The sequence below is a fragment of the Pseudonocardia sp. Ae150A_Ps1 genome, from assembly GCF_001932315.1.
GTDB lineage: Bacteria > Actinomycetota > Actinomycetes > Mycobacteriales > Pseudonocardiaceae > Pseudonocardia.
This window is the reverse complement of sequence record NZ_MCIJ01000001.1, coordinates 5,717,450-5,741,909: the sequence shown is the minus strand read 5'-3', so window position 1 is coordinate 5,741,909 and position 24,460 is coordinate 5,717,450. Positions and strand designations below refer to the sequence as shown.

Annotated in this window: 25 protein-coding genes; 10 read left to right on the top strand and 15 right to left on the bottom strand. The window is 75.4% G+C overall.

All coding sequences use genetic code 11. The features are described from left to right. Nucleotides 1-35 precede the first annotated feature (35 nt). Both Ae150APs1_RS27060 and Ae150APs1_RS27055 read right to left on the bottom strand, forming a co-directional pair. Nucleotides 36-446, bottom strand: coding sequence for a DUF3040 domain-containing protein (locus tag Ae150APs1_RS27060; protein WP_075301114.1), 411 nt, complete (start codon nucleotides 444-446; stop codon nucleotides 36-38). 309 nt (nucleotides 447-755) lie between these two features. Further along, the gene (locus Ae150APs1_RS27055) at nucleotides 756-1,514 is read right to left on the bottom strand and encodes a methyltransferase domain-containing protein (RefSeq protein ID WP_249266494.1); all 759 of its coding nucleotides are present in this window, start codon (nucleotides 1,512-1,514) and stop codon (nucleotides 756-758) included. Nucleotides 1,515-1,632: 118 nt separating this feature from the next. Here Ae150APs1_RS27055 and Ae150APs1_RS27050 point away from each other — a divergent pair, with 118 nt between their 5' ends. Beyond that, nucleotides 1,633-2,463, top strand: coding sequence for a ParA family protein (locus tag Ae150APs1_RS27050; protein ID WP_010232151.1), 831 nt, complete (start codon nucleotides 1,633-1,635; stop codon nucleotides 2,461-2,463). A gap of 3 nt (nucleotides 2,464-2,466) precedes the next feature. On the opposite strand, the gene Ae150APs1_RS27045 is transcribed toward Ae150APs1_RS27050, so the two are convergent. Both Ae150APs1_RS27045 and Ae150APs1_RS27040 read right to left on the bottom strand, forming a co-directional pair. Continuing rightward, entirely contained in the window at nucleotides 2,467-2,925 is a 459-nt protein-coding gene (locus Ae150APs1_RS27045) for an SAV_6107 family HEPN domain-containing protein (protein WP_249266493.1), read from the bottom strand. A 216-nt stretch (nucleotides 2,926-3,141) separates the two neighbouring features. Further along, the gene (locus Ae150APs1_RS27040) at nucleotides 3,142-3,459 is read right to left on the bottom strand and encodes a hypothetical protein (protein ID WP_010231343.1); all 318 of its coding nucleotides are present in this window, start codon (nucleotides 3,457-3,459) and stop codon (nucleotides 3,142-3,144) included. A 394-nt stretch (nucleotides 3,460-3,853) separates the two neighbouring features. Between Ae150APs1_RS27040 and Ae150APs1_RS27035 the strand changes: the two genes are divergently transcribed. Continuing rightward, nucleotides 3,854-4,474 (top strand): GNAT family N-acetyltransferase, encoded by a 621-nt coding sequence (locus Ae150APs1_RS27035; RefSeq protein ID WP_075301110.1) that lies wholly within the window; start codon nucleotides 3,854-3,856, stop codon nucleotides 4,472-4,474. 38 nt (nucleotides 4,475-4,512) lie between these two features. Further along, the gene (locus Ae150APs1_RS27030) at nucleotides 4,513-5,199 is read left to right on the top strand and encodes a DUF3153 domain-containing protein (RefSeq protein WP_010231349.1); all 687 of its coding nucleotides are present in this window, start codon (nucleotides 4,513-4,515) and stop codon (nucleotides 5,197-5,199) included. Between the two features lie 77 nt (nucleotides 5,200-5,276). Here the strand turns inward: Ae150APs1_RS27030 and metF are convergent, their stop codons facing one another. Continuing rightward, on the bottom strand, nucleotides 5,277-6,215 hold the full coding sequence (gene metF / locus Ae150APs1_RS27025) for a methylenetetrahydrofolate reductase [NAD(P)H] (protein WP_227012646.1): 939 nt from the start codon (nucleotides 6,213-6,215) through the stop codon (nucleotides 5,277-5,279). Between the two features lie 218 nt (nucleotides 6,216-6,433). Here metF and Ae150APs1_RS27020 point away from each other — a divergent pair, with 218 nt between their 5' ends. The 4 genes from Ae150APs1_RS27020 to Ae150APs1_RS27005 are packed head-to-tail and all read left to right on the top strand — an operon-like array spanning nucleotide 6,434 to nucleotide 11,671. Continuing rightward, nucleotides 6,434-7,498: a polyprenyl synthetase family protein gene (locus Ae150APs1_RS27020; RefSeq protein ID WP_249266597.1), complete on the top strand. Its 1,065-nt coding sequence runs from the start codon at nucleotides 6,434-6,436 to the stop codon at nucleotides 7,496-7,498. Then, entirely contained in the window at nucleotides 7,495-9,054 is a 1,560-nt protein-coding gene (crtI, locus tag Ae150APs1_RS27015; RefSeq protein WP_075301108.1) for a phytoene desaturase family protein, read from the top strand. Before Ae150APs1_RS27020 ends, crtI begins: the two co-directional genes overlap by 4 nt. A gap of 27 nt (nucleotides 9,055-9,081) precedes the next feature. Beyond that, complete coding sequence (gene mptB / locus Ae150APs1_RS27010; RefSeq protein ID WP_075301106.1) at nucleotides 9,082-10,692, top strand: polyprenol phosphomannose-dependent alpha 1,6 mannosyltransferase MptB; 1,611 nt, start codon at nucleotides 9,082-9,084, stop codon at nucleotides 10,690-10,692. Then, a complete protein-coding gene (locus Ae150APs1_RS27005) occupies nucleotides 10,673-11,671 on the top strand; it encodes a phytoene/squalene synthase family protein (RefSeq protein ID WP_249266492.1) in 999 nt (332 codons plus the stop codon). Before mptB ends, Ae150APs1_RS27005 begins: the two co-directional genes overlap by 20 nt. A gap of 22 nt (nucleotides 11,672-11,693) precedes the next feature. Here the strand turns inward: Ae150APs1_RS27005 and Ae150APs1_RS27000 are convergent, their stop codons facing one another. Then, nucleotides 11,694-12,047, bottom strand: coding sequence for an Rv2175c family DNA-binding protein (locus tag Ae150APs1_RS27000; protein WP_337819665.1), 354 nt, complete (start codon nucleotides 12,045-12,047; stop codon nucleotides 11,694-11,696). A gap of 154 nt (nucleotides 12,048-12,201) precedes the next feature. Here Ae150APs1_RS27000 and pknB point away from each other — a divergent pair, with 154 nt between their 5' ends. Next, on the top strand, nucleotides 12,202-14,061 hold the full coding sequence (gene pknB, locus Ae150APs1_RS26995) for a Stk1 family PASTA domain-containing Ser/Thr kinase (RefSeq protein ID WP_139323836.1): 1,860 nt from the start codon (nucleotides 12,202-12,204) through the stop codon (nucleotides 14,059-14,061). Nucleotides 14,062-14,071: 10 nt separating this feature from the next. Here the strand turns inward: pknB and Ae150APs1_RS26990 are convergent, their stop codons facing one another. The 3 genes from Ae150APs1_RS26990 to Ae150APs1_RS26980 are packed head-to-tail and all read right to left on the bottom strand — an operon-like array spanning nucleotide 14,072 to nucleotide 17,366. Next, nucleotides 14,072-14,917, bottom strand: coding sequence for a ribokinase (locus Ae150APs1_RS26990; protein WP_060576203.1), 846 nt, complete (start codon nucleotides 14,915-14,917; stop codon nucleotides 14,072-14,074). Nucleotides 14,918-14,940: 23 nt separating this feature from the next. After that, nucleotides 14,941-16,365 carry an MFS transporter gene (locus Ae150APs1_RS26985; RefSeq protein WP_075301102.1) on the bottom strand — a complete coding sequence of 475 codons (1,425 nt, stop codon included), beginning with the start codon at nucleotides 16,363-16,365 and terminating at the stop codon, nucleotides 14,941-14,943. Next, a complete protein-coding gene (locus Ae150APs1_RS26980; RefSeq protein ID WP_075301100.1) occupies nucleotides 16,362-17,366 on the bottom strand; it encodes a nucleoside hydrolase in 1,005 nt (334 codons plus the stop codon). The genes Ae150APs1_RS26985 and Ae150APs1_RS26980 overlap by 4 nt, the downstream gene beginning before the upstream one ends. Before the next feature lie 118 nt (nucleotides 17,367-17,484). Here Ae150APs1_RS26980 and Ae150APs1_RS26975 point away from each other — a divergent pair, with 118 nt between their 5' ends. After that, entirely contained in the window at nucleotides 17,485-18,507 is a 1,023-nt protein-coding gene (locus Ae150APs1_RS26975; protein WP_075301098.1) for a LacI family DNA-binding transcriptional regulator, read from the top strand. Between the two features lie 12 nt (nucleotides 18,508-18,519). Here Ae150APs1_RS26975 and Ae150APs1_RS26970 read toward each other — a convergent pair whose 3' ends face one another. From Ae150APs1_RS26970 to Ae150APs1_RS26960, 3 genes are read right to left on the bottom strand one after another with little or no spacing between them, the layout of a single operon-like run. Next, nucleotides 18,520-19,926, bottom strand: coding sequence for a class II 3-deoxy-7-phosphoheptulonate synthase (locus Ae150APs1_RS26970; protein ID WP_075301096.1), 1,407 nt, complete (start codon nucleotides 19,924-19,926; stop codon nucleotides 18,520-18,522). Nucleotides 19,927-19,936: 10 nt separating this feature from the next. Further along, on the bottom strand, nucleotides 19,937-20,455 hold the full coding sequence (locus Ae150APs1_RS26965; protein ID WP_010237170.1) for a polyadenylate-specific 3'-exoribonuclease AS: 519 nt from the start codon (nucleotides 20,453-20,455) through the stop codon (nucleotides 19,937-19,939). 24 nt (nucleotides 20,456-20,479) lie between these two features. Next, on the bottom strand, nucleotides 20,480-21,235 hold the full coding sequence (locus tag Ae150APs1_RS26960; RefSeq protein WP_010237167.1) for a lysophospholipid acyltransferase family protein: 756 nt from the start codon (nucleotides 21,233-21,235) through the stop codon (nucleotides 20,480-20,482). Nucleotides 21,236-21,399: 164 nt separating this feature from the next. Here Ae150APs1_RS26960 and Ae150APs1_RS26955 point away from each other — a divergent pair, with 164 nt between their 5' ends. Continuing rightward, nucleotides 21,400-21,843: a hypothetical protein gene (locus Ae150APs1_RS26955; RefSeq protein WP_075301094.1), complete on the top strand. Its 444-nt coding sequence runs from the start codon at nucleotides 21,400-21,402 to the stop codon at nucleotides 21,841-21,843. Here the strand turns inward: Ae150APs1_RS26955 and Ae150APs1_RS26950 are convergent. Genes Ae150APs1_RS26950 through Ae150APs1_RS26940 form a run of 3 tightly spaced genes read right to left on the bottom strand, consistent with a single transcriptional unit; the run spans nucleotide 21,840 to nucleotide 24,402 of the window. Next, a complete protein-coding gene (locus Ae150APs1_RS26950; protein ID WP_075301092.1) occupies nucleotides 21,840-22,799 on the bottom strand; it encodes an ROK family protein in 960 nt (319 codons plus the stop codon). The genes Ae150APs1_RS26955 and Ae150APs1_RS26950 overlap by 4 nt on opposite strands. Further along, nucleotides 22,796-23,158, bottom strand: a complete 363-nt coding sequence (locus Ae150APs1_RS26945) for a hypothetical protein (RefSeq protein WP_075301090.1) — start codon at nucleotides 23,156-23,158, stop codon at nucleotides 22,796-22,798. The genes Ae150APs1_RS26950 and Ae150APs1_RS26945 overlap by 4 nt, the downstream gene beginning before the upstream one ends. Beyond that, entirely contained in the window at nucleotides 23,155-24,402 is a 1,248-nt protein-coding gene (locus Ae150APs1_RS26940) for an ArsA family ATPase (protein ID WP_249266491.1), read from the bottom strand. The genes Ae150APs1_RS26945 and Ae150APs1_RS26940 overlap by 4 nt, the downstream gene beginning before the upstream one ends. Between the last annotated feature and the right edge of the window lie 58 nt (nucleotides 24,403-24,460).

Here is a 24,460-nt window from a genome sequence, read left to right as displayed (position 1 = left end):
CGTGGGTTCGTGTCGCGGCCGTGTGGCCGCCGGAGTCACTCCTGTTCGAAGCGGCGCCGGAAGCGCTCCTCCATCCGGTCGGTGAAGCCACCGTTCTCCCCACCGGGCTTGTCCTTCGGCGGGGTCGCCTCGCCCTCGGCCGCTTCGGCGTCGTTACCGCCGCGCGCGCCGATCGAGGTCACCGCGAGGAGGGCTCCGCCGAGCATCGCCAGGAACCCGACGACGCTGAGCACCGGGATGTCGCCCAGGTACAGCACCTGGAACGGGATCCCGGCCACGAGCAGGACGAGACCCACGACGAAGAGGACGGCCCCCTGGATCCGGCGCCGACGAGCCGGCTTGCTCATCCGGCTGCCACTCACCGACGAGGCGAATTTCGGGTCCTCCTGGTAGAGGGCCCGTTCGATCTGTTCGAGCAGGCGCTGCTCGTGCTCGGAGAGCGGCATGCCTTCACCTCCGGCACACGAAATCGGACGGTAGGCCGAATCGACCCGGGCTTCCCTGCCCCGATCGGAACGACGGGCGCCCCACCTGGGCGTCTGGGTCCAAGAGTACGAGGCGAATCGTGCGGCGACCACCCGGACCGGCCAACCCGCACGGCTGATCGTCGAGCGGACGGCGTGTCGCGGCGTGTCGCCGATCACGTTCGGCGGGTCGGAGCGACCCGATCGGCCGTGGAACCGCAGGTGAACGCCCGACGGACGACGACGGACGGTCGCCGCACGGCGACCTCAAGGAGAGGTCGGCATCACGCCTCAGAACCGCCGGGCGAGCAGATGCAACCGCGGAGCGACCTCACCCAGTGCCGGCACCGCCGACGCCAGGGCGTCCAGTTCGTCCCGCTCGTCCCGTCCGGCCGGTTCACCGTCCGGGCCGGGACCGGGGAGCCACGCCTCGAGGGTGCCGTCCCCCTGGAGCGCCTCGACCTCCAGCCGGCCGGTGGCGGACGCGAGCTCGCACAGCTGCCCGGCGTCGAACCGGCGCAGCAGGCGGTCGTCCGGGCCGCTGCGGCCGTCCGGGTCGGTGAGCACCGCACGGGCCTCGGCCAGCCGCCCGGTGGTGATCCGGCCGACGAAGGCCCCGTAGCGGCCGACGGTCAGCACCGAGACCGCACCGCCGGGCGCGGCCGCGGACGCCAGCGCCGTCAGGACGCGGCCCGGCTCGTCGACGACCTCGAGCAGGCCGTGGCCGAGCACGAGGTCGGCGCCGTCGGCGGGGGCCACGTCGGCGAGGGTGTCCACGTCGCCGTGCACCGGGGTGATCCGGTCGGTGACGCCGGCCTCGTCCGCGCGGCGGGCCAGGGTGGCCAGGGCGTTCGGGCTGGTGTCGACGACCGTCACCGCGCATCCGGTGACGGCCAGGGGGACCGCCCAGGTCCCGCTGCCACCACCGACGTCCAGCACCCGCGGGGCGCTGCCGGTCCCGCGGCGGACCCGATCGATCTCCCTGTCCAGCACGCGGGTCACGGCCGCACCGCGCGCTGCTCCGGCCTGCTCACGTGTCGGCGATCCCACGCCCGCAGCCTAGTGCTCCCCCTCCGTGACACCACCGGCCACGCCGGACCGGCGCACCGGTGTGGACCGGTGCCACTCCGCGGGACACGGCCGCGGGACCGCCCTGTAGGTTGGAGGTGTGCAGGTCGTCGCCACGCTCAGTCTCAAGGGCGGCGTCGGGAAGACCACGGTCGCACTCGGTCTCGCCGGCGCGGCCCAGCGGCACGGTGTGTCCACCCTCGTGGTCGATCTCGACCCGCAGGCCAACGCCACCACCGCCCTGGACCCGGAGCCGACCACCGCGACGGTCGCCGACGTCCTCGACGAGCCGCGCCGCGCGGTCGTCGAGCGTGCGATCGCGCCGTCGGCGTGGGGCGAGGGTCTCGACGTCCTGGTCGGCGCCGAGCAGACCGAGCGGCACAACCATCCCGATCCCGGTGCGGCACAGCTGCACCGGCTGGACCGTGCGCTGCAGCGGCTGGCCGGGGACCTGCTGTCCGACGACGGCGAGGGACTGGTCGAGGAGCGCTACCGGCTGGTGATCGTGGACTGCCCGCCGTCGCTGGGACAGCTCACACGCAGCGCGCTGTCCGCCTCCGACCGGGCCATCCTGGTGACCGACCCGACGATGTTCTCGGTGTCCGGCGTCCAGCGGGCCTTCGACGCGGTGCAGACCGAGCGGGAACGCTCCAACGACCGGCTCCAGCCGCTGGGCGTCCTGGTGAACCGGGTACGGCCCCGCAACACCGAGCACGAGTTCCGGATCTCCGAGCTGCGCGAGCTGTTCGGCCCCCTGGTGTTCAACAGCGTCCTTCCCGACCGCTCGGCGGTGCAACAGGCGCAGGGCGCCTGCCTGCCGATCCAGGCCTGGGACACCCCCGGGGCCCGCGAGATCTCCGCGGTGTTCAGCTCCCTGCTGGGACGGGTGCTGCGCAGCGCCTCCCGGGACCGCCCGGCCGCCTCGGCCTGATCCTCACCGGGGCAGCAGCAGCTGCACCCGGGCGACGAACTGTTCGGCCTGCCGCAGCAGGTCGTCGGCGGCGCGGCGGTCCACCAGACGGTCGATGCCCGCCTCGGCCGCGGTCCGGGTCCGCGAGCAGGACGCGAAGAACGACGCCCACTCCCCCAGCTCCGGTGCGACCTCCGCGAGCAGCCCCCAGACGTCCCGCGGGGCGCCGCGGCGCGGCCGCGGACGGGCCCGCATCGCCAGTACCGCGGCGCCCGCCCGGAGCGCCGCCAGGTAGGCGGCGGGATAGCGGCGCACCGGCTCGGGCTCGTGGTGGGCCTGCGCCAGCTGGTCGGCCGCCTGCCGGAGCAGTGCCAGCGCATCACGCGACGGCGGGACCGGACCGCGGCGCGGCGCGGCGCGGCGACCGCCACCGTGCTGTACACCACCGTGCCCTCCGGAAGCCGCCGGAGCAGCAGCCGGCACCGGAGCCTGCGCCGGCGGCGCAGGCGGCACAGCCGGAGCCGTCCCTGTCCGTGCGCACGGCGCCGCCACTCCTCGTGCGGGGGCAGCCGCCTGCGCACCGGCCCGGCACACCCCGCGGACACCCTGCCCCGCCGCACCCCCGGACCGCGGGGGCCGGGGCTCCGGCAGCTGCAGGTCGAGTTCCATCGTCCCGCTCCTCATACGCACCTCCCGCGTTCAGTCGTTCAGCTTCACGAGGTCCCAGACCCCGGGACCGGCACGCATCCGCAGCACCACCTCGCGGGGCGGTTCGTGCGGCTCCTCCACCGAGCGGGCGAGCACCCGCCAGCAGCTCAGCCGGTCCCCGCCGACCGGCATCGGCGACGGGAACGGCCACGGCGACTCCTCGATCCACTGGTCCCGGACGCCGGTGACCAGGAACCGCTCACCCCGCCGGGACGGCCGTCGCTGGAACTCGACCGGCTCACCGTTCTGCCAGCGCACGTCGATGGCCGCCGGCTGCCGCCCCCGGAACAGTCGCGAGAAGCCGCCCACACCACCACGCCCCTTCCCGGTCGGCGGGCCTCGGCTCCCGCTCCCCGGACTCGGTCCCCGGGTCGTCCGGCGGCGGGGCGCTTCCCCCACCCCGCGCCGGACGCCCGGGTGTCGAACGCGTGTTCGACGTCGTCCAATAGAACGCGTGTTCGATCCGGCGTCAAGTCGGCCGCCGGGCGTCCGGCACCCGCGGACGGGTGGTGCGGGGCACCGGCCGGACCGGTCCCGGGCGGCCCGCCCGGCACGGGGCATCCGGCGCAGGTCCCGCGGGCCCCGTGCTGCCGGCCCCGCACTCCGGGCCCGCACACCCGGCCGGGTCGTGATGTGATGGGGACATGCAGTCCGACACCCGCAGCGCCGCGCGCACCCGCCGCCGCGCCGGGCGGTGGGGACCGTGACCGCGGCACCGGCCCGCCCCCGTCTGGTCGGGCTCTCCCGCGGTGACTTCGCCGACCGGCTGGCCGAGGCGATCGACGTCTACGTGACCGCCATGGGGTATCCGCGTTCCACGGCCCGGCAACGCCGGTCGCTGTGGCTGGAGCACTCCTACCGGCCCGGCTGGCACGCCGTCGGCTGGCTGGACGAGCGGAACCGCCTGACCGGCATCGGCTACGGCTACTGGGGCGGCCCCGGGCAGTGGTGGTTCGAGGAGGTCCGGCGCGGGCTGCGGTCCCGCCGCGGGGACCCGGACACCGTCGGCCCCGAGTGGCTGACCGACTACTTCGAGCTCACCGAGCTCCACGTGCACCCGCAGGCCCAGGGCGGCGGGATCGGCGAGCAGCTGCTGCACGCGCTCGCCCGCGACGCCGGCCGCGCCCGGATGCTGCTCTCCACCCCCGAGTACGGCCGGGACGCACCCGGCCGGGCCTGGCGGCTGTACCGGCGCGCGGGCTTCCGCGACGTCCTGCGCGAGCACCTGTTCACCGGCGACCCGCGGCCGTTCGCGGTCCTCGGCCGGGAGCTCCCGCTGCTGTCACCCGGCCCCGGGAGAGATCACCCGACACACCCGGCGTGACACCGGGACCGTCGGTGCCGGGTGGCACGATGACCCGCATGCCGTTCCCCACCACCGCCGCCGTCCCGCGCCGCCGTACCCGGGGCCGGTCGAAGGCCGCGGTGCTGCTCGTGGTGCTCGCCCTGATCACGCTGACGGGCTGCACCCGGGTCCAGGTCGCGATGGCGGTCCAGCCCGACGACACGGTCGACGGCACCGTCGTGGTCGCGACCCCGGACGGCGCTCCCGACGGCGACGGCCCGACGATGACGGTGCCGCCGGAGCTCGAGGGCCGGGTCGACGTGTCGGCCTACGACCAGGACGGCTACGTCGGTTCGCAGGCGTCGTTCACCGACCTCACCTTCGCCGAGGTCTCCGAGCTCAACGCGCTCGGCGGCAACGCGGGGGGCCGGGCGAACGTGGAGATGCGCCGGGTCGGCGAGCGGATCGCGGTGCAGGGCCGCGCCGACCTGACGACGATGCCGGTGGACCGTTCCGACGTGCGGCTCGCGATGAGCTTCCCCGGCGAGGTCGTCGAGAGCGACGGCGATGCCGACGGCAGCACCGTCACCTGGAACTTCGCACCGGGCGAGGTCTCCCAGCTCAACGCCTCGGTCGTCTCGACCGACCCGAACGCACCGTCGGTACTGGGCTGGTCGCTGCTGCTGGCCGGGCTGGTCGTGGTCGCCGCCGGGGCGGCCGTCCTGCTCGCCCGGCGCGACCGGAACCCTGCGATCCGCCGCTAGGACACGCACGCGTGCCCGGCACGTCCGTCGCGGTCGGGACGGACGTACCGGGCACATGGTCGCCTCGGGCAGCTGCCTCAGACGGGCAGCACGGCCTCGCTCTCGGCGCGGTCGGCGCCGGCGGGCTGCGCGGCCAGGCCGAGCCGCTCGACGAGCTCGGTCGTCGCCGTCGACCGGTTCAGCGAGTAGAAGTGGATCCCGGAGACCCCCTCGGCGATCAGCCGCTCGCAGAGCTCGCCGGTTACCTCCATGCCCGCCTCCCGGAACGCCTTCGCGTCGCCGGAGTACTTCGAGAGGCGCTCCACGAGCGCCTCCGGCAGCGGCGAGCCGGACAGCTCCGGCCCCTTGTGGAAGGTCTTCTCGGAGGTCAGCGGCATGATCCCGGGGATGATCGGCTGGTCGAACCCGGCCGCGGCGACCCGGTCGCGCAGCCGCAGGAAGCCGTCGGGCTCCAGGAACAGCTGGGTCACCGCGAACTCGGCACCGGCCCGGAACTTGCCGACCAGCTTCTCGGTGTCGGACTCGACGTCCGCCGAGCGGGGGTGGCCGTACGGGAACGCCGCCACGCCGACGCAGAACGGCCCGGACCGCTTGATCAGCGAGACCAGCTCGTCGGCGTACTCGAGGCCCTCGGGGTGCTTGACCCACTCGCCCAGCGGGTCCCCGGGCGGGTCGCCGCGCAGCGCCATGATGTTGCGGACGCCGGCCGCGGCCAGCGAGCCGATCACGTGCCGTAGCTCCTCGGTCGAGTGCGACACGGCCGTGAGGTGCGCCATCGAGCACAGGGTGGTGTCGCTGGCGATCCGCTCGACCGTGCGCACGGTGCGGTCGCGGCTGGAGCCGCCCGCGCCGTAGGTCACCGACACGTACGCCGGGTCGAGCACCTCCAGCCGGCGGATCGCCCGCCAGAGGTCCGCCTCGCCCTGATCGTCCTTCGGCGGGAAGAACTCCACCGCGAAGAAGGGGCGGTCGACACTGATCCGTTCGGTCACCGTGGATGCAGAGGTCGTCGTCACGGAGGTGACCATACGTGCAACTCCCCCTGCTGTCGGTGCGGAGGAACACACTTCGGCGCCAGGGTAACGAGTGCCACCGCTGATCGTCAGGTGGCCGACGGGTGGGGTCGCGGCCCCACCGATAGCCTGGATCCGTGGTCGACCCCGCAGCTCCCGCGTCCGTCCCGTCCGGCCGGGCCGAGGTCACCCCGGCCGGTGCCACCCCGCTGGACGACGCGCTGCCCCAGCACGTCGAGCGGGTGCTGGCCGGCTACCTCGACCGGCGCCGCACCGACGTCCTGGGCGTCGATCCGGCCGTCGCGCAGGCCGCCGACGCGCTCGCCGGCTTCGTGCTGGGCGGCGGGAAGCGGCTCCGGCCCACGTTCGCCTGGTGGGGCTGGCGCGGAGCGGGCGGCGACCCGGGTTCCGACCACGCCCAGGCGGTGCTGACCGCCGTCGCGTCGCTCGAGCTGATCCAGGCCTGCGCGCTGGTGCACGACGACCTGATGGACGCGTCCTCCACCCGCCGCGGCCGTCCGACGGTGCACGTCGAGTTCGCCAGGACGCACGCGGCGAACGACTGGTCCGGCCCGCCGGCCCGGTTCGGTGCGGCGGTCGCGATCCTCGTCGGCGACCTCGCCCAGGTGTGGGCCGACGACATGTTCCACTCCGCGGCGCTGCCCGACGGCGCGCACGGGCGGGCCGCCGAGCCGTGGCGGGCGATGCGCACCGAGGTGCTGGCCGGTCAGTACCTCGACGTGCTGGCGCAGGCCTCCGGCGACACCGCGGAGTCCACGGCGCTGCAGATCGACCGGTTCAAGACGGCCGCCTACACCGTGGAGCGCCCGCTGCACCTCGGCGCGGCGATCGCCGGCGCGGAACCGCAGGTGGTGAACGCCTACCGCCGCTACGGCGCGGACATCGGCGTCGCCTTCCAGCTGCGCGACGACCTGCTCGGCGTCTTCGGCGCCCCCCGGGTGACCGGCAAGCCGGCCGGTGACGACCTGCGCGAGGGCAAGCGGACGCTGCTGGTCGCGGCCGGCCTGCAACGGGCCGAGCAGCGCGGCGACCCGGCCGCGCGCGAGGCGATCACCGCGGCCCTCGGCGACCCCGGTCTCCCCGACGACGCGCTGGACCGCGCCCGGTCGGCGCTGGCCGAGCTGGGGGCGGTGCAGGCCGTCGAGCAGCGGATCGCGGCGCTGACCGGGTCCGCGCTGGACGCCCTCGACGCCGCCCCGGTCGCCGAGCCGGGCCGGGCGCACCTGTTCGAGCTGGCCGAGCGCGCCACCCGGCGGGCCTGGTGAGACGGATCCCGGGCCGCACCGACCACGTCGTCGTGGTGGGTGCCGGGCTGGCCGGGCTGTCCGCCGCGCTGCACCTGCTCGGTGCGGGACGCCGCGTCACGATCGTCGAGCGCGAGGACGTGCCCGGTGGCCGGGCCGGACGCCTCGACGTCGCCGACGGGCACGGCACCTACCGGCTCGACACCGGCCCGACCGTCCTGACCATGCCGGAGCTGTTCGAGTCGGCACTGGCGGCCGTCGGCGAGACGACGGCGGACCGCCTCGACCTCGTCCGGCTCGACCCCGCCTACCGGGCCGAGTTCGCCGACGGCTCGGCGATCGCGGTGCACACCGACGCCGCCGCGATGGAGCACGAGATCCGCGAGACCTGCGGACCGGACTCGGCGGCCGGCTACCGGCGACTGCGCCGCTGGCTGACCGACCTCTACCGCGCCGAGATGGACTCCTTCATCGGCGCGAACATGGACTCGCCGTTCTCCCTGCTCGGCCCGGACCTCGCCCGGCTGGCCGCGCTCGGCGGGTTCGGCAGGCTGGGGCGGCGGATCGGCCGGTTCCTGCCCGACGAGCGACTGCGCCGGATCTTCTCGTTCCAGGCGCTCTACGCCGGCGTCGCCCCGCAGGACGCGCTCGGCGCCTACGGCGTGATCGCCTACATGGACACCGTCGCGGGGGTCTGGTTCCCCCGCGGCGGCATGCGCGCGATGGGCGACGGGCTGGCCGGAGCGGCCGCCGACGCCGGCGCCGACATCCACTACGGCCGCACGGTCACCGGCCTCGTGCGGTCCGGGGACCGGGTGACCGCCATGCGGCACGCCGGTGCCGACGGCTCCGGCACGACCGAGACCGCGTGCGACGCCGTCGTCCTCACCCCGGAGCTGCCGGCGGCCTACGAGCTGCTGGGCGGCGCGCCCCGGCGCCCGCTGGGGCTGCGGTGGTCGCCCTCGGCGGTGGTCGTGCACGCCGGGGCCCCCGCACCGCGCCCCGGGACCGCGGAGCACCACCACACGATCTCGTTCGGCGCCGCCTGGGAGGGCACCTTCCGCGAGATCATCGACGACGGCCGCCTGATGAGCGACCCGTCGCTGCTGGTCACCCGGCCCGGGCTCACCGACCCGTCGCTGCAGCCCGCGGGACGCGAGGTGCTCAGCGTGCTGGCGCCGTGCCCGAACACCGACGTCGCCCCGGGCCTGGACTGGGAACGGGTCGGGCCCGCCTACGCCGAGGAGCTGTTCGGGGTGCTGGCCGACCGCGGGCTGCTCGATCCCGGCACCGGACCGAGCTGGACCCGGCTGTGGACCCCGCAGGACTGGGCGCGGGCCGGGATGGCCGCCGGGACGCCGTTCTCCGCCTCGCACACGCTGCCCCAGACCGGGCCCTTCCGGCCGCGGAACCTGGTGCCCGGTACGGCCAACGCGGTGCTCGCGGGCTGCGGCACCACACCGGGTGTCGGCATCCCGCCGGTGCTGATCTCGGGACGGCTCGCGGCCGAGCGGATCACCGGCCCCCGGGAGGCCGAACACGCCGGTCACGGTGCGGGGTCGCGGACGGTCCGCTGACGCCCCCGTGGGACGATCGACACCACCATGACCACCCAGCCATCGCCCCCGCTCCCCCGTCCGGCCGGCACCGTCCCGGCTGCTCCGGCCGGGGACGTGGGCGTCCCGCGGGCCGGCACGTGGTCGTCCCGTGCCGCCGGTCTCGCCGACCGGCTCGGCCGCCCGCCGCGCGGCGTGCTGCTGCTCGGCCTGGCGGGCACCGTCCTGATGCTGGTCGGCGCGCCGGGTGGCGGCGGGATCCCGGTACGGGACCCGGTGCTGGGCAACTCGTGGCTCTCGTTCTGGCGCTACGGCCACGGGCAGATGCTCGCCTCCGTCGTGATCTACACGGGGCTGGCACTGATGGTCTGGGCGTGGGTGCGGCTGGGCCGCGAGGTCCTCGCCCGGCGGACCGGTGGCCGCGCGGTGCTGACCGTGTCGGCGGTGTGGGTGCTGCCCATGCTGGTCACGCCCCCAATGTTCACCCGGGACCCGTACAGCTACCTCGCCCAGGGCGCGCTGCCGCTGGCCGGGTACGACCCGTACGTCTTCGGCCCGGACGCGATGGGCGGGTTCCTCACCGACAACGTCCACTTCTTCTGGCAGGACACCCCGGCGCCGTACGGGCCGCTGTTCATCCTGCTGGCCCAGGGCGTCGTCCTGCTGACCGGCAACAACGTGCTGCTCGGCGTGATCCTCATGCGGCTCTCGCTGGTCACCGGCGTGCTGCTGATGATCGCGGTGCTGCCGGCACTGACCCGCCGGCTGGGCGGGCGGCCCGCGGTCGCGCTGTGGATCGCCGTCGCCAACCCCGTGATGATCGTCCACATGATCGGCGGGGTGCACAACGACCTGCTGGTCGTCGGCCTGCTGCCGCTGGCCGCGCTGCTTGCCCTGCGCGACCGGTTCGTCGCGGCGGTGGCCGTCGCCTCGCTCGCGATGGCGGTCAAGGCCTCGGCCGGGCTGATCCTGCCGTTCCTCGTCCTGGTGTGGGCCGCGAGGCTCACCGGCGGCTTCTGGTCGCGGCTGGTCCGGGCCGGGGTCCCGTCGGTGCTGGTGTACCTCGTCGTGTTCGGCGGGTGCACCTGGCTGTCCGGGTTCGGCCTGGGCTGGCTGCCCGCGCTCAGCGCTCCGTCGATGATCGTGAACTGGCTGTCCTGGTCCACCGGCGCCGGGCAGGCCGCCGCGGCCGTGGCGGGGATGTTCGCCGAGGACCTGAACGAGCAGGCGTTCGTCGAGGTGGCGCGGGCGATCGGTGGCGGCGTGCTCGCCCTGGTGATCGCGGCGCTGTGGTGGCGGGCCCGGGTGGGCGGTGCGGCCGCGATCAGCTGCGCCGCGGTCGCCATGGCGTTCGCGGCGGTCCTGTCGCCGACCACGCTGCCGTGGTACCTGAGCTGGGGCTTCTGCCTGCTCGCGATGGCGGCGTGGAGCACCCGCGGGCTCCAGTGGGTGGTCCTCGGCTCGGTGTGGCTGATGATCGTCTACTTCCCGAACGGCGAGACCGCGCTCTACGCGTGGCCGTACCTGGCGCTGTGCGCCGCGGTGGGGGTGCTGGCGGCGCTGTCGCTGGTGCGCACCGACCCGCTGGGCCTGCGCCGCGACCGTCCCGATGTCCCCGGTGCCACCCTGGTGCCCGACGGTGCGGCCGGCCGCGGCTGACCGGGCCGGGCGGGTCGAGCTCGACGCCGCCGGCCTGACCGACCCCGCCCTGCGCGCGGCGTACGCCGCCTGCCGCGACCTGCACGCCGAGCACGGCCGCACCTACTTCCTGGCCACCCGGCTGCTGCCGCCGGGACGGCGGGTCGACATCCACGCGCTCTACGGCTTCGCCCGGTACGCCGACGAGATCGTCGACGACCCGGACGGCGCCGGTGGCGGTGAGCCGCACATCCGCCTCGACGCGCTCGACGCCGAACTCGAGGCGGCACTCGGCGGTGCGCCGCTGCCCGGCAGCCGCCCCGAGGTGGTCGCCGTCGCCGAGACCGCGCGCCGGCACGCGCTGGACCCGCAGCTGTTCCGGGACTTCATGGTCTCGATGCGGATGGACCTGACCGTCTCCGGCTACCCGACCGGCGACGATCTCGCCGTCTACGTGCACGGCTCGGCCGCGGTGATCGGTCTGCAGACGCTGCCCGTGCTCGGGACGGTGGCGCCCCGCGCCGAGGCGGAGCCGCACGCCGCGTTGCTCGGCGTCGCCTTCCAGATGACGAACTTCCTGCGCGACGTCGGCGAGGACCTCGACCGCGGTCGCGTCTACCTGCCCGCCGACGAGCTGGCGGCGTTCGGCGTCGACCGCGAGCTGCTGGCCTGGTCGCGGCGCACCGGCCGGGCCGATCCCCGGGTGCGCCGGGCGATCGCCCACCTGGTCGCCCGCACGCGGGCCACCTACCGCCGCGCCGACCCGGGGATCCCGATGCTGGAGCCGGTGTCGCGGGCCTGCGTCGGTGCGGCCCGGACGCTCTACTCCGAGATCCTCGACGGGATCGCCGACGCCGGCTACGACGTGCTGCGCCGGCGCGTCGCGGTGCCGAACCGGCGCCGGGCCGCCGTGGCGCTCCCCCGGCTGGGGCGCGCGCTCGCGGTGCGCGGGATGCAGGTCGCGGCCGAGCGGGCCGGACGGGCCGGGCGCGGGCGGTAGCCGCCCCCGGGCAGCGCGAGGGTCAGAACGCCATGGCCTGCGCGCGGCGCTTGATCTCCTTCTGCCGCCCCGCCCTGAGCGCACCGATCGGCGACCCGCCCAGCGACTCGTCCTCGGTGAACAGCCAGGCGAGGATCTCGCGGTCCTCGAAACCGCCGTCACGCAGCACCATGATCGTGCCGGACAGGCCGCGGATCACGTCCTGGCCGTCCAGGAACACCGCCGGGACGACGACCTCGCGCTCGTGGCGCAGCGACAGCAGCTGGCCCTCACGCACCAGCTGGACGACGCGGGAGGCAGGGATCGACAGCCGCTCGGCGACCTCGGAGACGGTCAGCGTCTCCTCGGTGACGGCCGCAGGAAGGGACTCGCTCACAGCCGGACACTGTTCCATACCGGCCCGCGCGCGCCACAGCGGTCCGCACGCCCGTGTCGCCACGGGTCGCGGGCCGGTCACCGGCGGTCGCGGCGAGCGCACACGCCGGACCACCCGCACGGACGGTGACCGCCGCTGAAGTAGCCTTCCCGGCGTGAGCTCACCGTCCGGACCGGCCGATCCCGGCACGCCGGGTGGGGCCGCCGGGCGGATCGTGGCCGACGGCCCCGGCCCGGTGCTGCTCGACGGCCGCTACGCCGTCGGGCCCGTGCTGGCCCGCGGCGGCATGTCCACCGTCTACCACGGCACCGACACCCGGCTCGAGCGCGCCGTCGCCATCAAGGTGATGGACCCGCGGATGGCCGGGGACCACGCGTTCCGGACCCGTTTCGACCGGGAGGCGCGGCTCGCCGCCCGGATCGACCACCCGGCCGTCGTCGCCGTGTACGACCGGGGCACCGTCCCGGCCGGGCCGCTGGGCGAGCCCAGCCTGTTCGTCGTCATGGAGCTGGTCGACGGCGGCACCCTGCGCGACGTGCTGCGGGCCCGCGGCGCGCTCGGCCTCCCGGCCGCCGTGCAGGTCCTCGAACCGGTGCTGGCCGGGCTGGCCCGCGCGCACCGGCTCGGCATGGTGCACCGCGACGTGAAGCCGGAGAACGTGCTGATCGCCGCGACCGGCGAGGTCAAGGTCGCCGACTTCGGGCTGCTCACCGCGGCCGCGGAGGCCGGTGTCAGCCACGCCGGGATGATCCTCGGGACGATGGCCTACCTCTCCCCCGAGCAGGTCGTCTCCGGCCGCGCCGACGGCCGCAGCGACGTCTACGCCGCCGGCGTCGTGCTCTACGAGATGCTGACCGGCCAGCCGCCGTACACCGCGGACAACCCGCTGTCGGTGGCCTACCGGCACGTGAACGAGGACGTCCCGCCGCCGTCGGCCCTCGTGCCCGGGCTGCCGCCCGCGGTGGACGAGCTGGTCGCCCGGGCCACCGCCCGCGACCCCGACGACCGCCCGGTCGACGCCGAGCACCTGCGCCGCGAGCTCCTCGCGGTCGCCGACCGGCTCGGTCTGCCCCGCACCGGCGTCCCCCGCCCGCCCGGGCCGCCCCCGCCCGACGACGGCGTCACCCTGCCGGCCGGTCCGCGGCGGGTCCGTCCGGACGCGGCCGCCGAGGCGACGCCGCACGGCACCCGGGTGCAGGCCCGCGGCGCGCACGGCACCGCGGTCACCCCGGCCGCCGAGCCGGAGGCGCTGTCCCGGGCGGAGCTCGGTGCCCAGCGGCGCCGCGGCCGCCGGGTCTTCGCGCTGTGGATGGTGCTGCTGGTGCTGCTCGCGGCGCTGGCCGGGACCGGCGCATGGTGGCTCGGATCGGGCCGCTGGACGACCATGCCCGCCGTCGCCGGCCTGGACCGCGAACGCGCCACCGCCCTGATCGCCGAGTCCGACCTCACCCCGACGATCACCGAACGCGCCGAGGACGACGTCGCGCCGGACCTCGTCGCCGAGGTCACGCCGGCCCCGGAGACCCGGGTGCTGCGCGGCTCGACGGTCACCCTGTTCGTCTCCACCGGGCGCCCCGCGGTGCCGGACGTGCCGGCCGGCAGCGCCGTCGCCGACGCCGAGGCCGCGATCCGGGAGGCCGGGCTCACCCCGGTCCGGTCGACGGGCGCCGACGAGTACAGCTCCGACGTCCCGGCCGGTGCGGTGATCCGGACCGACCCGCAGCCGGGCACCCGGGTCCCCGGCGGATCCGCGGTGACCCTCGTGACCAGCCGGGGTGCCGAACCGGCCCCGCCGCCGACCACGGAGGCGCCGCCGCCGTCGTCGCCCTCGATGCCGTTCGTGATCGGGATGAGCACCGACGAGGCCGAGGAGCTGCTCGAGTCGCAGGGCTACGACGTCGAGATCGACCGCAGCTTCCCGTTCGGGCGCCGCGACGGCCGCGTGGTGGGCCAGGACCCGTCCGCGGGCGACTCCGCCGAGCCCGGCGACACCGTCACCCTCACCGTGCTCTGAGGCGGCGCGGTCACAGGCCGAACCGCTCCCGCTCCGCGGGCGTGATCTCCGGGAGCTGCGCACCGGCCGCGGTGACCGCGAACGCGCCGACCCGCACGGCGTAGCGGGCGGCACCGGCGAGCGGGTCCCCCGCGGCGAGCCGGACGGCGACGGCGGCGAGGAACGCGTCCCCGGACCCGGTGGTGTCCACCGGGGACACCACCGGTGCCTCCACCGTGGTCGTCGTGCCCCGGTCGTCGATCTCGCAGCCGCGTGCCCCGCGGGTGACGACCGAGCGCGGGACCGGGTGCTCCCCCAGCAGCGCCGCCTCGTGCTCGTTGACCACCAGCACGTCGGTGGCCTCCAGCAGCCCGTCCGGCACCGGGCCGAACGGGGACAGGTTGAGCAGCACGGTGACCCCGGCCGCCCGGGCGGCACGCGCCGCGGCGAGCACCGTCTCCAGCGGACTCTCCAGGGAGAGGGTGAGCACCGCGGCGCCGTCGAACGGGGGCAGGTCCGCGGCCGTGAGCGTCCGGTTCGCGCCCGGCGAGACGACGATCGTGTTGTCCGCCGCCGCGTCGACGGTGATCACGGCGGTGCCGGTGGCGGTGTCGTCGCGGGTGGCGACCCGGGAGACGTCCGCACCGGCCGCGGCGACGGCGTCCCGCACCAGCGCCCCGTGCGCGTCCGCACCGGTCACGCCGACCATGGCGACGTCCCCGCCGAGCCGCGCGGCGGCGACGGCCTGGTTGGCGCCCTTCCCACCGGGCCCGACGACGAGGTCGGCGCCGGCGACCGTCTCCCCCGCCGTGGGGAACCGCTCGGTGCGCACCACCAGGTCGGCGTTGAGCGAGCCGACCACCACCACGTCGTTCATCCGGGTCCTCTCGTGTTCCGTCCTCACCGCGACACCGCGGGTGCGGTCCGGTCGTCGGCGGTCTCCGCCGCCGCAGGGCGCGGGATCAGCAGCGACATCGCCAGGGCGCCGGCCGTGCAGACCGCGCCGACCAGCATGCCCGCCGAGTACCCCGCGGTACCGGCCTGGTCCGCCCCGCCGACCGCCACCTGCACCGCGGGCAGGATCACGAAGCTGATGCCGGCGCCCAGGTTGAACGCACCGGCGTTGAGGCCGGGCAGCATCCCCGGGTTGCCCGCCGGGGACAGGACGACGCCCAGCCCGTTCAGCACGATGTTCGCGATCCCGGCGTAGGTGACGCCGAGCAGCAGGGTCGCGACGACCAGCATCGGGAACGACCGCACCCCGGCGAACGCCATGAACAGCGTCGCGGCCACGCTGCCGGCGAGGCCGATCCGCAGCACGGTCCGGTAGCCGAGGACCGGCGCGATCCGCCCCGCGAACGGGCCGACGACCCAACCGACCAGCGCGTACGGGGCGAGCAGCACCAGCGCGGTGAGATCGGCCGGGAGGCCGAACCCGGCGTCAGCGTTCTGGGCGAGCGAGGCGACCAGGCCGTTCACCACGGCGAACACGCCGGTCATGGTGAGCAGGGTGGTGCCGAGCGTCGCCCAGGTCGCGCGGCGGCGAAGGTCCGCGGTCGCGATCAGCGGCTGCTCGGTGCGGTCCTGCAGCCGCCAGAACACGACGAACGACGCGACCGCGACCAGGCCGTACACCGCGACGAGCGCCCACCTCGCGTCCGCGAGACCGCCCGCCTCGTCGAAGGCCAGCAGCAGCGCCCCGACCGAGACTACGAGCGGGACGACGCCGCGCCAGTCCATCCGGGTCCCGGCCGACGGGCACGAGTCCACTCCCCACACCGCGACGAGCACGAGCGCCACGACCGTCGTCGCCGCGATCACCCAGAAGATCGCCCGGAAACCGTGTGCGGTGGCGAGCCAGCCGCCGAGCAGCGCGTCGACACCGGCGACACCGCCGTTGACCGCGGTGATGAGTCCGAGCGCCGCACCGTACCGGCGGGGATCGGCGATCTCGCTGCGCAGCATGAGGAGTCCGATGGGGACGACCGGGCCGGTGACGCCCTGGAGGATCCGGCCCGCGAAGAGCATCTCGACCGACACCGCGAGCGCCGCGACGATGCTCCCGACGAGCATCACCGCCAGCATGACGAGCAGGGTCCGCCGCCGGCCGACGATGTCGGACAGTCGCGGCAGGAACAGCGAGAACATCGCCGCGAGGGTGAAGAACATCGTCTGCGAGAGGCCGGCGGTGGCGTCGTCGGTGCCCAGTTCGCGGGCCATGGTGACCAGCGCGGGGCTGAGCATCGAGGCGTTGAGCTGGAAGGCGACGCAGGCGGCGAGGACGGCGACGACGAGCGTCGCCGTCCCCCGGCGGGTGGCGGTCACGCGGGCTGCTCCGATGCGACGACGGGGGCGGCGACCGGAACGGCGACGGGTGCGGCGACGGTGGGGTCGCCGATCCGGGTCAGCGCACCGACCACCAGGTCCCAGAACCGGCCGTGGTCGAGATCGCGCGCGGCGTACGTGCGGCACCCCTCCGGCGCGGGCCCGCGCAGGTCGGCGACGGTCATGCCGGTCGTGTGCCGCCCGGTCGTCTCGACGACGAGCGGCACCGGCACCGCGCGGACGACCGTCGGGTCGATGACGTGGGCGACGGCGCACGGGTCGTGCACCGGCGGGGCGTCGAAGCCCTGCACGTCGCGGTAGGTGCCGGCGAAGAAGTCGAGGAGCTCGTCGACGAAGCGGGCCGGGCCGGTCCCGACGGCGCGGATCGCCTCGCGCGCCTCCGGGCCCGCGACGGCCTGGTGGGTCAGGTCGAGCCCGACCATCACGACCTCCCAGCCCGCGGAGAACACGATGTCCGCGGCCTCGGGGTCGATCGCGATGTTGAACTCGGCGACCGCGGTCCGGTTCCCGACGCCGACGCCGCCGCCCATGAGCACGACCCGCTTCACACGCTCCACGATCTCCGGGGCGCGCCGTGCGGCCAGCGCGATGTTGGTCAGCCCGCCGGTCGGGACGAGCGTGACGGTGCCCGGCTCGTGCGCCAGCACGGTCTCGACGATCAGGTCGACCGCGTGCGCGCCGACGACGCCGAACGCGGGCTCGGGCAGCTCCGGCCCGTCCAGCCCGGACTCGCCGTGGATGTCGGCGGCGACCTCGATCTCCCGCAGCAGCGGCCGGTCGGCGCCCGCGGCGAACGGGACGCCGGTGATCCCGGCCATCGTCGCGACCGACAGCGCGTTGCGGGTGACCTTCGCCAGGGTCTGGTTGCCGACCACGGTCGTGACGGCGAGCAGCTCGATCCCCGGGTCGCCGTGCGCGAGCAGCAGCGCGATCGCGTCGTCGTGTCCCGGATCGCAGTCCAGGACGATCTTCTCCGCCATGCGCGGCACCCACCTCGTCGTAGATCGTCGCCCGGGTGCTCCGGGCGTGACCACCCTGACTCGTCAAGCGCGTGACGTCAAGCGTTTGATGGATGGTCGCGACCGGTAGGCTCGGCGGATGACCGCAGGGGGTACGCGGCGGGTGACCGCGGCGATGGTGGCCGAGCGCGCGGGGACCAGCGTGTCGACCGTGTCGCTGGTGGTGAACGGCAAGTCCCGCGGCCGGGTGTCACCGGTGATCACCGAGCGGGTCCGCGACGCCGTGTCGGAGCTGGGCTACGTCGTCGACCACGCGGCCAGCTCGCTGGCCCGGGGGCGCACCGACCTGGTCGTGCTGCTGGCCCCGGACCTGCCCAACCCGTACTTCGGCCGGGTCGCCACCGGCATCCGGGAGGCGCTCGGCGACCGGCACCAGCTGATGCTGTCGGTGATCCCGGGCGGCGAGCAGCCCACCGCCGACGACGTCCGCCGGGTCGTCGCGTTCCGCCCCGCCGGCCTGCTGGTGCACGCGCCGGCACCGTCGTTCCTGGACGATCTCGACCCGGGCGGGCCGCCGGTCGTGCTGCTCGACGCCCCCGGCTTCGAGGACCGGGCCGCGACCGTCACCTTCGACCTCCGGCCGGGAGTGCACGCCCTGGTCCGGCACCTCGCCGCGACCGGCCACCGCACGGTGGCCTACCTGGACGGGTCCACGCCGTCGGCGACCTTCACGTTGCGCCGCGACCTGCTGCGCGACGTCGCGGCCGACCACGGGCTGACCGTCCTCGGTGCCGGGGGCGACGGTGCCGTCGCCGCCGGGCTGACCCTCGACGCCGCCGCCGACACCGCGGTCGCCGCGCTGCCGGGCTGGCGGGCCTCCGGGGCCACCGCGGTCGTCGCGGCCGCCGACACCCTCGCCTACGGGGTGCTCGCCGCGGCCCGGCGGCTGGGGCTGGACGTGCCGGGCGACCTCGCCATCGCCGGGTTCGACGATCTGCCCTACTCCCGGGTCACCGCACCGGCGCTGACCAGCGTGGCGCTGCCCGCCGAGGAGCTGGGGCGGGCAGCGGCGCTGCGGCTCACCGCGTTGCTCGGCGGCGACCCGGGCGGCCCGGTCGCCGCGCTCACCTCCCGGCTGGCGGTCCGGGACAGCACGGGCTGACCCCGGCCGCCGTCAGCCGCGCAGCATCTCCGCGACGAGGAACGCCAGCTCCAGGCTCTGCTGCGTGTTGAGCCGCGGGTCGCAGGCGGTCTCGTAGCGGCCGGCCAGGTCGGTGTCGGAGATCCGCTGCGCACCACCGAGGCACTCGGTGACGTCCTCCCCGGTGACCTCGACGTGGATGCCGCCCGGGTGCGTGCCCAGGGCACGGTGCACCTCGAAGAAGCCCTGCACCTCGTCGACGATCCGGTCGAAGTGCCGGGTCTTGTAGCCGGTGGAGGCCTCGTGGGTGTTGCCGTGCATCGGGTCGCACTGCCAGATCACCTTGTGACCGGAGGCGGTGACCTTCTCGACGATCGCCGGCAGCACGTCGCGGACCTTGTCGTTGCCCATCCGGGAGATGAGCGACAGCCGGCCGGGCCGGTTGTGCGGGTCGAGCCGCTCGACGTACTCGACCGCCTGGTCGGGCGTCGTCGAGGGGCCGATCTTCATGCCGATCGGGTTGGCCAGCAGCTCCGCGAACGCGACGTGCGCGCCGTCGAGCTGGCGGGTGCGCTCACCGATCCAGAGGAAGTGCGTGGACAGGTCGAACAGCCGCGGGGCGCCGGTCGCCGGGTCCTCCTCACGCTCGAGGTCGAGGCGGAGCATGGCCCGCTCGTAGTCGAGCAGCAGCGCCTCGTGGCTGGCGTAGAACTCGACCTGGTGCAGGTTGTGGTCCTGCACGCCACACGCGTCCATGAACCGGACGGCCCGGTCGATCTCGGCCGCGACGGCCTCGTACCGCACCCCGGCGGCCGAGGTCCGGACGAAGTCCTTGTTCCAGTCGTGGACCTTGGTCAGGTCCGCCATGCCGGTCGCGGTCAGCCCGCGGACCAGGTTCATCGCGGCCGAGGCGTTGGCGTACGCACGGACCATCCGCGACGGGTCCGGGATCCGGGCCTCCGGGTCGGGCTGCAGCGCGTTCACGATGTCGCCCCGGTAGGACGGCAGCCCGGCGGAGTCCACCGGGGAACTGCGCGGCTTGGCGTACTGGCCGGCGATCCGGCCGACCTTCACCACCGGCAGCGACGCGCCGTAGGTCAGCACGACGGCCATCTGCAGCAGCGTGCGGATGGTCGCGCGGATGTGCGGCTCGGTGTTGTCGACGAAGGTCTCGGCGCAGTCGCCGCCCTGCAGCAGGAACGCCTCGCCGTTCGCCACCTCGGCGAGCCGCTTCTGGAGGCGGTCCACCTCGGGCGGCAGCACGACCGGCGGCACCGACTCGAGGACCTTGCGCACGTCGCCCACACGGGACGGCTCGGGCCACTCGGGCTGCTGCGCAGCGGGGCGGGAGAGGGCGTCGTCCAGGGCGGAGCGCAGGTCCGCGGGCAGCGGCGGCAGCTCCGGGAGGACGTCGATCGGCGCGTCGACGGACCAGTTCACGCCGACCAGACTAGGCCCGCGCCCCCGGTGCGGGAGCCCCGGCCCCCGTGCCGAGGGTCTCCGCGATCACTTCCCAGCGGCGCAGGTTGTGCCGGGCGTCGGCGAGCGCGTCGTGCGCCTCCCGCGGCGGCGGGGGCAGGGTGGGCCGGCCGGCGTCCTCCCAGCGCTGGCGCAGCTCGCGGGTGAACCGCGGCATCGACCGCGGCAGCGCGGGCATGGCGCCCCACAGCTGGCAGAGCGCGACGTGGTCGTAGGCGGCGATCCAGGCCCACAGCTCGACGTCGCCGGGGGCCGAGGTGCAGAACTCCAGGACCTCGTCGCGGATCCGGGAGCGTGACATCCACGCCCGGGACGACGGCGACGGCAGCTTGGGCAGCACGTTCGCGCGCACCCACTTGCCGGCCCGGCCGGGGTCGAACTCGGTGGAGACCGCGTAGAACTCGCGGCCGTCCTCACCGACGATGCCGATCGACACCAGCTCGATGGTGGTGCCGTCCTCGATGAACTCGCAGTCGTAGAAGAAGCGCATGGTCCGACCTGTGTACCCCGGTGCTCAGCTGGCGCGGGAGTCGGGCACGTGGGCGTCCGGCCGCTGACCGGACGAGCGGGACGGCGCGGGCGGCGGAGCGCCCGACGCGGCCTTCTCCTTCACCGACGCGGCGTACAGGTCCACGTAGGTCTGGCCGGACAGCTCCATCAGCGAGTACATGATCTCGTCGGTCATCGACCGCTCGATGAACCGGTCCCCCGCCATGCCCTCGTACCGGGAGAAGTCCAGCGGCTCCCCGATCACGATCTTCACCTTGCGCGGGCGCCACATCTTCGAGCCGATCGGGTTGACCCGGTCGGTGCCGACCATGGCCACCGGGATCACCGGGACGCCGGCCTCCAGCGCCATCCGGGCCACGCCGGTCTTGCCCTTGTAGAGCTTGCCGTCGGGCGAGCGGGTGCCCTCCGGGTAGATCCCGAGCAGCTTCCCCTCACCGAGCAGCCGCACCGCGGTGTCCATCGCCGCCCGGGCCGCGGACCCGCCGGAGCGGTCCACCGGCACCTGCCCGACGCCGGTGAAGAACACCTTCTTGAACCAGCCGCGCAGACCCGGCTCGGTGAAGTACTCGCGCTTCGCGAGGAACGTGACCCGCCGCGGCAGCATCAGCGGCAGGAAGAACGAGTCGGCGACGGCGAGGTGGTTGCTGGCGAGGATCGCCCCACCGTTCGCGGGGACGCGCTCCGCGTCCCGGACCTCGGGTCGGCAGAACAGCCGCATCAACGGGCCGAGCAGCACGAACTTGGACCACCAGTACAGCACCCTGCGCTGCCTCCCTACCGACTTCGCGGCGTCAGCCTACGGAGCGTCCCGCGCTCCTCACAACGGGGCCGTGGTCACCCCCTCCCCGCACCGCGACACAGGGACGGCCGGACGGTCCGGGCGTGACAGGATGGGCGGCGGTACGAGCCGGGGAAGGAACGGGCATGGACCCAGCACACGGCCGGGGTGACCGACCGGAGGACGAGTTCGAGTCGATCGTCGCGGGCTGGCGCAGCGAGGGCTCGGTGCCGGACTGGCCGTCGGACCGCGCCGAGCCTGCCGAGTCCGCGCCGCCGTCCACTCCGCCGTCGGGTGACCGGCCGGTGCACCGTCCGGGACCGGCGTCCGAGCCCGAGGACGACCACTACCACCCGCCCGAGCCGCCACCGCTGCCCCGGCCGGGCCCGCCCGCCGTCGTCGGCGGGGGGCTGATCCTCCTCGGCCTGCTGCTCTGCGCCACCCCGGGCCTGCTCGGCGTCGGCGGCACCTGGCCGCTGCCGCTGGGGCTGGTCCTGATCGCGGCCGGGCTGACCTGGCTGATGCTGCGGCTGTGGACCCCCGACCGCGGCGACGACCCCGACCCGTTCGACGACGGGTCCCGGCTCTAGCCGGTGGCCTCCCGCGCGAGCGTCGCCGCGCCCACGACGGCGGCCGAGATGCCGAGCTGGGCGGTGCGGATCCGGGCCAGCGGCCGGTTGCCGGCGCCGGTCACGATCCGGCCGTAGTGCTCGCGGGCGGCGTCGAGGAACAGCGGCGCCGAACTCGACACCCCACCCGCGACGACGACGAGGTCCGGGTCGAACACGTCGGCCACCAGCGACAGCCCCTCCCCCAGCCACCGCCCGAGGTCGGCGACCGCGGCACGGCCCACCGGGTCGCCCTCCCGCGCGGCGCCGGCGACCCGCTTGCCGGTGATCGAACCCGGGTCCCTGGCGGCCTCCCGCACCAGCACCGACGGCCCCGGCGCGTCACCGGCCGAGATCATCTCCAGCGCCGTGGTGGCCAGCGCGGTGCCGCTGCAGTAGCGCTCCCAGCACCCGCGCTTGCCGCACGGGCAGGCCCGCCCGTCCGGGACGACCCGCAGGTGCCCCAGCTCCGGCGCGACGCCGTGCGCGCCCCGGTACAGCTCGCCCCCGAGCAGCAGTGCCCCGCCGATCCCGGTACCGAGCGCGATCAGCACGACCGTGCCCGCCCCGGCGGCCGCCCCGTAGCGGCGCTCGGCCAGCGCGGCGGAGTTGGCGTCGTGCTCGACGACGACCGGCAGCCCGCCCAGCCGCGCCGAGACGCGCTCGGCTACCGGCGCGTCCCGCCACGACAGGTGCGGGGCGTAGCGGACGAGCCCGCGCGGGGCGTCGACGAACCCGGCCAGCGCCAGGCCCGCGGCGCGCACCCGGTGCTGCCTGCGGAGCTCGTCGACGGCGCCGGCGATCGCCGCCTCCAGGGCGTCGTCGGTGCGCGGGGTGGGCGCGGCGGCGGTGTCGAGCACCTCGCCGTCGGCGTCGACCACACCCGCCCGCACGCTGGTCCCGCCGACGTCGACCCCGATGGTGAGGTCGCGGGTCACGTCCTGTGCACCACGATCCGCTGCACGGAGCGGCCACCGTGCGGGCGGTGCCGGTCGTGGGGGGGGGCGGGCCGGGCCGGCGGCGGCGCGGGCTCCTCCAGCGCCGCGAGCAGCGCCGTGATCAGGCCGGTGGCGTGCTCGGCCAGGTTCGCCGCCAGCTCGGCCCGCTCGCCACGCAGCGCGGCCAGCACCGCGCACACCGGGCAGGCGGTGCAGGCACCGGCCGAGCCCGGCTCGGGCGGGCCGTCACCGGCCGCGGCCAGCGGCTCGACGGCCGACCGCAGCCGTTCCAGCACCTGGCGTGCGGTGACCCGCAGGTCGTCCGGGATGCCCGCGTGGGCGCCGCAGCCATCCGTCACGAGGTCATCCAGGTGCCCGGATCGGGCACGAAGCTGATCACGAGCCGGGCGGCGGCTCCGGAACCCTCCAGCCGGGCGCCGGTGGCCTCGCAGCGGCGCAGGACCGAGGGCAGCGACACCACCCGCCGGGAGAACCCGATCCCGACGACCATGTCGTCGCCGACGCGGGCGAGGTCCAGCGGGGCGTCCTGGGCGCCGGGCAGCGCGACGTCGAGCTCGAACTCGGTGTCCGTGGAGACCCCGTGCCCGGACGTGCGGCGGAGCTCCATCAGCGGGCGCGGCGGCGCGTCCTCGGGCGCCCCGGCCGGGTCGGCGTCGTGGTACACGGACCGGGCGAGCTCGCGCAGCGACTCGACGCCGGTCGGCTCGGCGGCGGTGTAGCGCACCACGGTGACGGGCACGTCCGCCCCCAGCTCCGACAGCTCGCCCAGCACCGCCTGCTGCTCGGTCGCCCGCTCCCGCAGCCAGCGCGCCGCGGGGCCGCGCAGCGACGGCGGCGGGCCGGGCATCACCCGGTTCGCCATCAGGGCGTCCACCCGCAGCTCGTGCAGGGCGAGCGCGGTCAGCGTGCGGCGGGTCTCGGCCGCGACCACCCGCTCCGGGGTGAGGACCAGCCGGATCGAGGTGCGGGTGCGGTCGGCGAGCAGCTCGCGCAGCCCGGTGAGCTGGTCGGCGAGCGCCCCCAGCGCGGCGACCGTGCGGTCCCAGCCGCCACCGTCGTTGCGGGCGCCCGCGAGGTTCGCGACCAGGCCGCGCACGGCGCGGCGGTGCGCCGGGAACAGGCGCTCCAGGTAGCCCGACAGCGCCTCGGGGAGGGTGAGCAGCCGCAGCGTCTCGGCGGTCGGGCCGCAGTCGACGACGACGACGTCGTACTCGCCGGAGTCGGCGAACCGCTGCACCTCGACCAGCGCGAGGAGGTCCTCGACGCCGGGCAGGACGGTGAGCTCGTCGGCGACCAGCTCGTCGACACCGGCCCCGGCGAGCAGGGTGCGCAGGTGGTCCTGCAGGTCGCCCCAGGCGCCCTCGAGCAGGTGCCGGGCCTCGATGTGGGCGCCCCACAGGTGGTCGGCGACCTTCGTGGGCTCGGCGCCGAGGTCGGTGCCGAGGGCGTCACCGAGGGAGTGCGCGGGATCGGTGGAGACGACCAGCGCGGACCGGCCGGAGCCCGCGATCAGCGCGGCGGTGGCCGCGGCGAGGGTGGTCTTGCCGACCCCGCCCTTGCCGGTGAACAGCACGACGCGCACGGAGCGGAGGGTATCGATCGCCGGTGGGTGACCGCCGACCGGCACCGATCACCGGCGT

What these genes read in the sequence shown, in the direction of transcription:
- Ae150APs1_RS27060 (WP_075301114.1), bottom strand. Translation starts at nt 446, where the DNA reads ATGCCGCTCTCCGAGCACGAGCAGCGCCTGCTCGAACAGATCGAACGG.
- Ae150APs1_RS27030 (WP_010231349.1), top strand. Translation starts at nt 4,513, where the DNA reads ATGCCGTTCCCCACCACCGCCGCCGTCCCGCGCCGCCGTACCCGGGGC.
- mptB (WP_075301106.1), top strand. Translation starts at nt 9,082, where the DNA reads ATGACCACCCAGCCATCGCCCCCGCTCCCCCGTCCGGCCGGCACCGTC.
- Ae150APs1_RS26990 (WP_060576203.1), bottom strand. Translation starts at nt 14,917, where the DNA reads ATGAACGACGTGGTGGTGGTCGGCTCGCTCAACGCCGACCTGGTGGTG.
- Ae150APs1_RS26980 (WP_075301100.1), bottom strand. Translation starts at nt 17,366, where the DNA reads ATGGCGGAGAAGATCGTCCTGGACTGCGATCCGGGACACGACGACGCG.
- Ae150APs1_RS26975 (WP_075301098.1), top strand. Translation starts at nt 17,485, where the DNA reads ATGACCGCAGGGGGTACGCGGCGGGTGACCGCGGCGATGGTGGCCGAG.
- Ae150APs1_RS26965 (WP_010237170.1), bottom strand. Translation starts at nt 20,455, where the DNA reads ATGCGCTTCTTCTACGACTGCGAGTTCATCGAGGACGGCACCACCATC.
- Ae150APs1_RS26955 (WP_075301094.1), top strand. Translation starts at nt 21,400, where the DNA reads ATGGACCCAGCACACGGCCGGGGTGACCGACCGGAGGACGAGTTCGAG.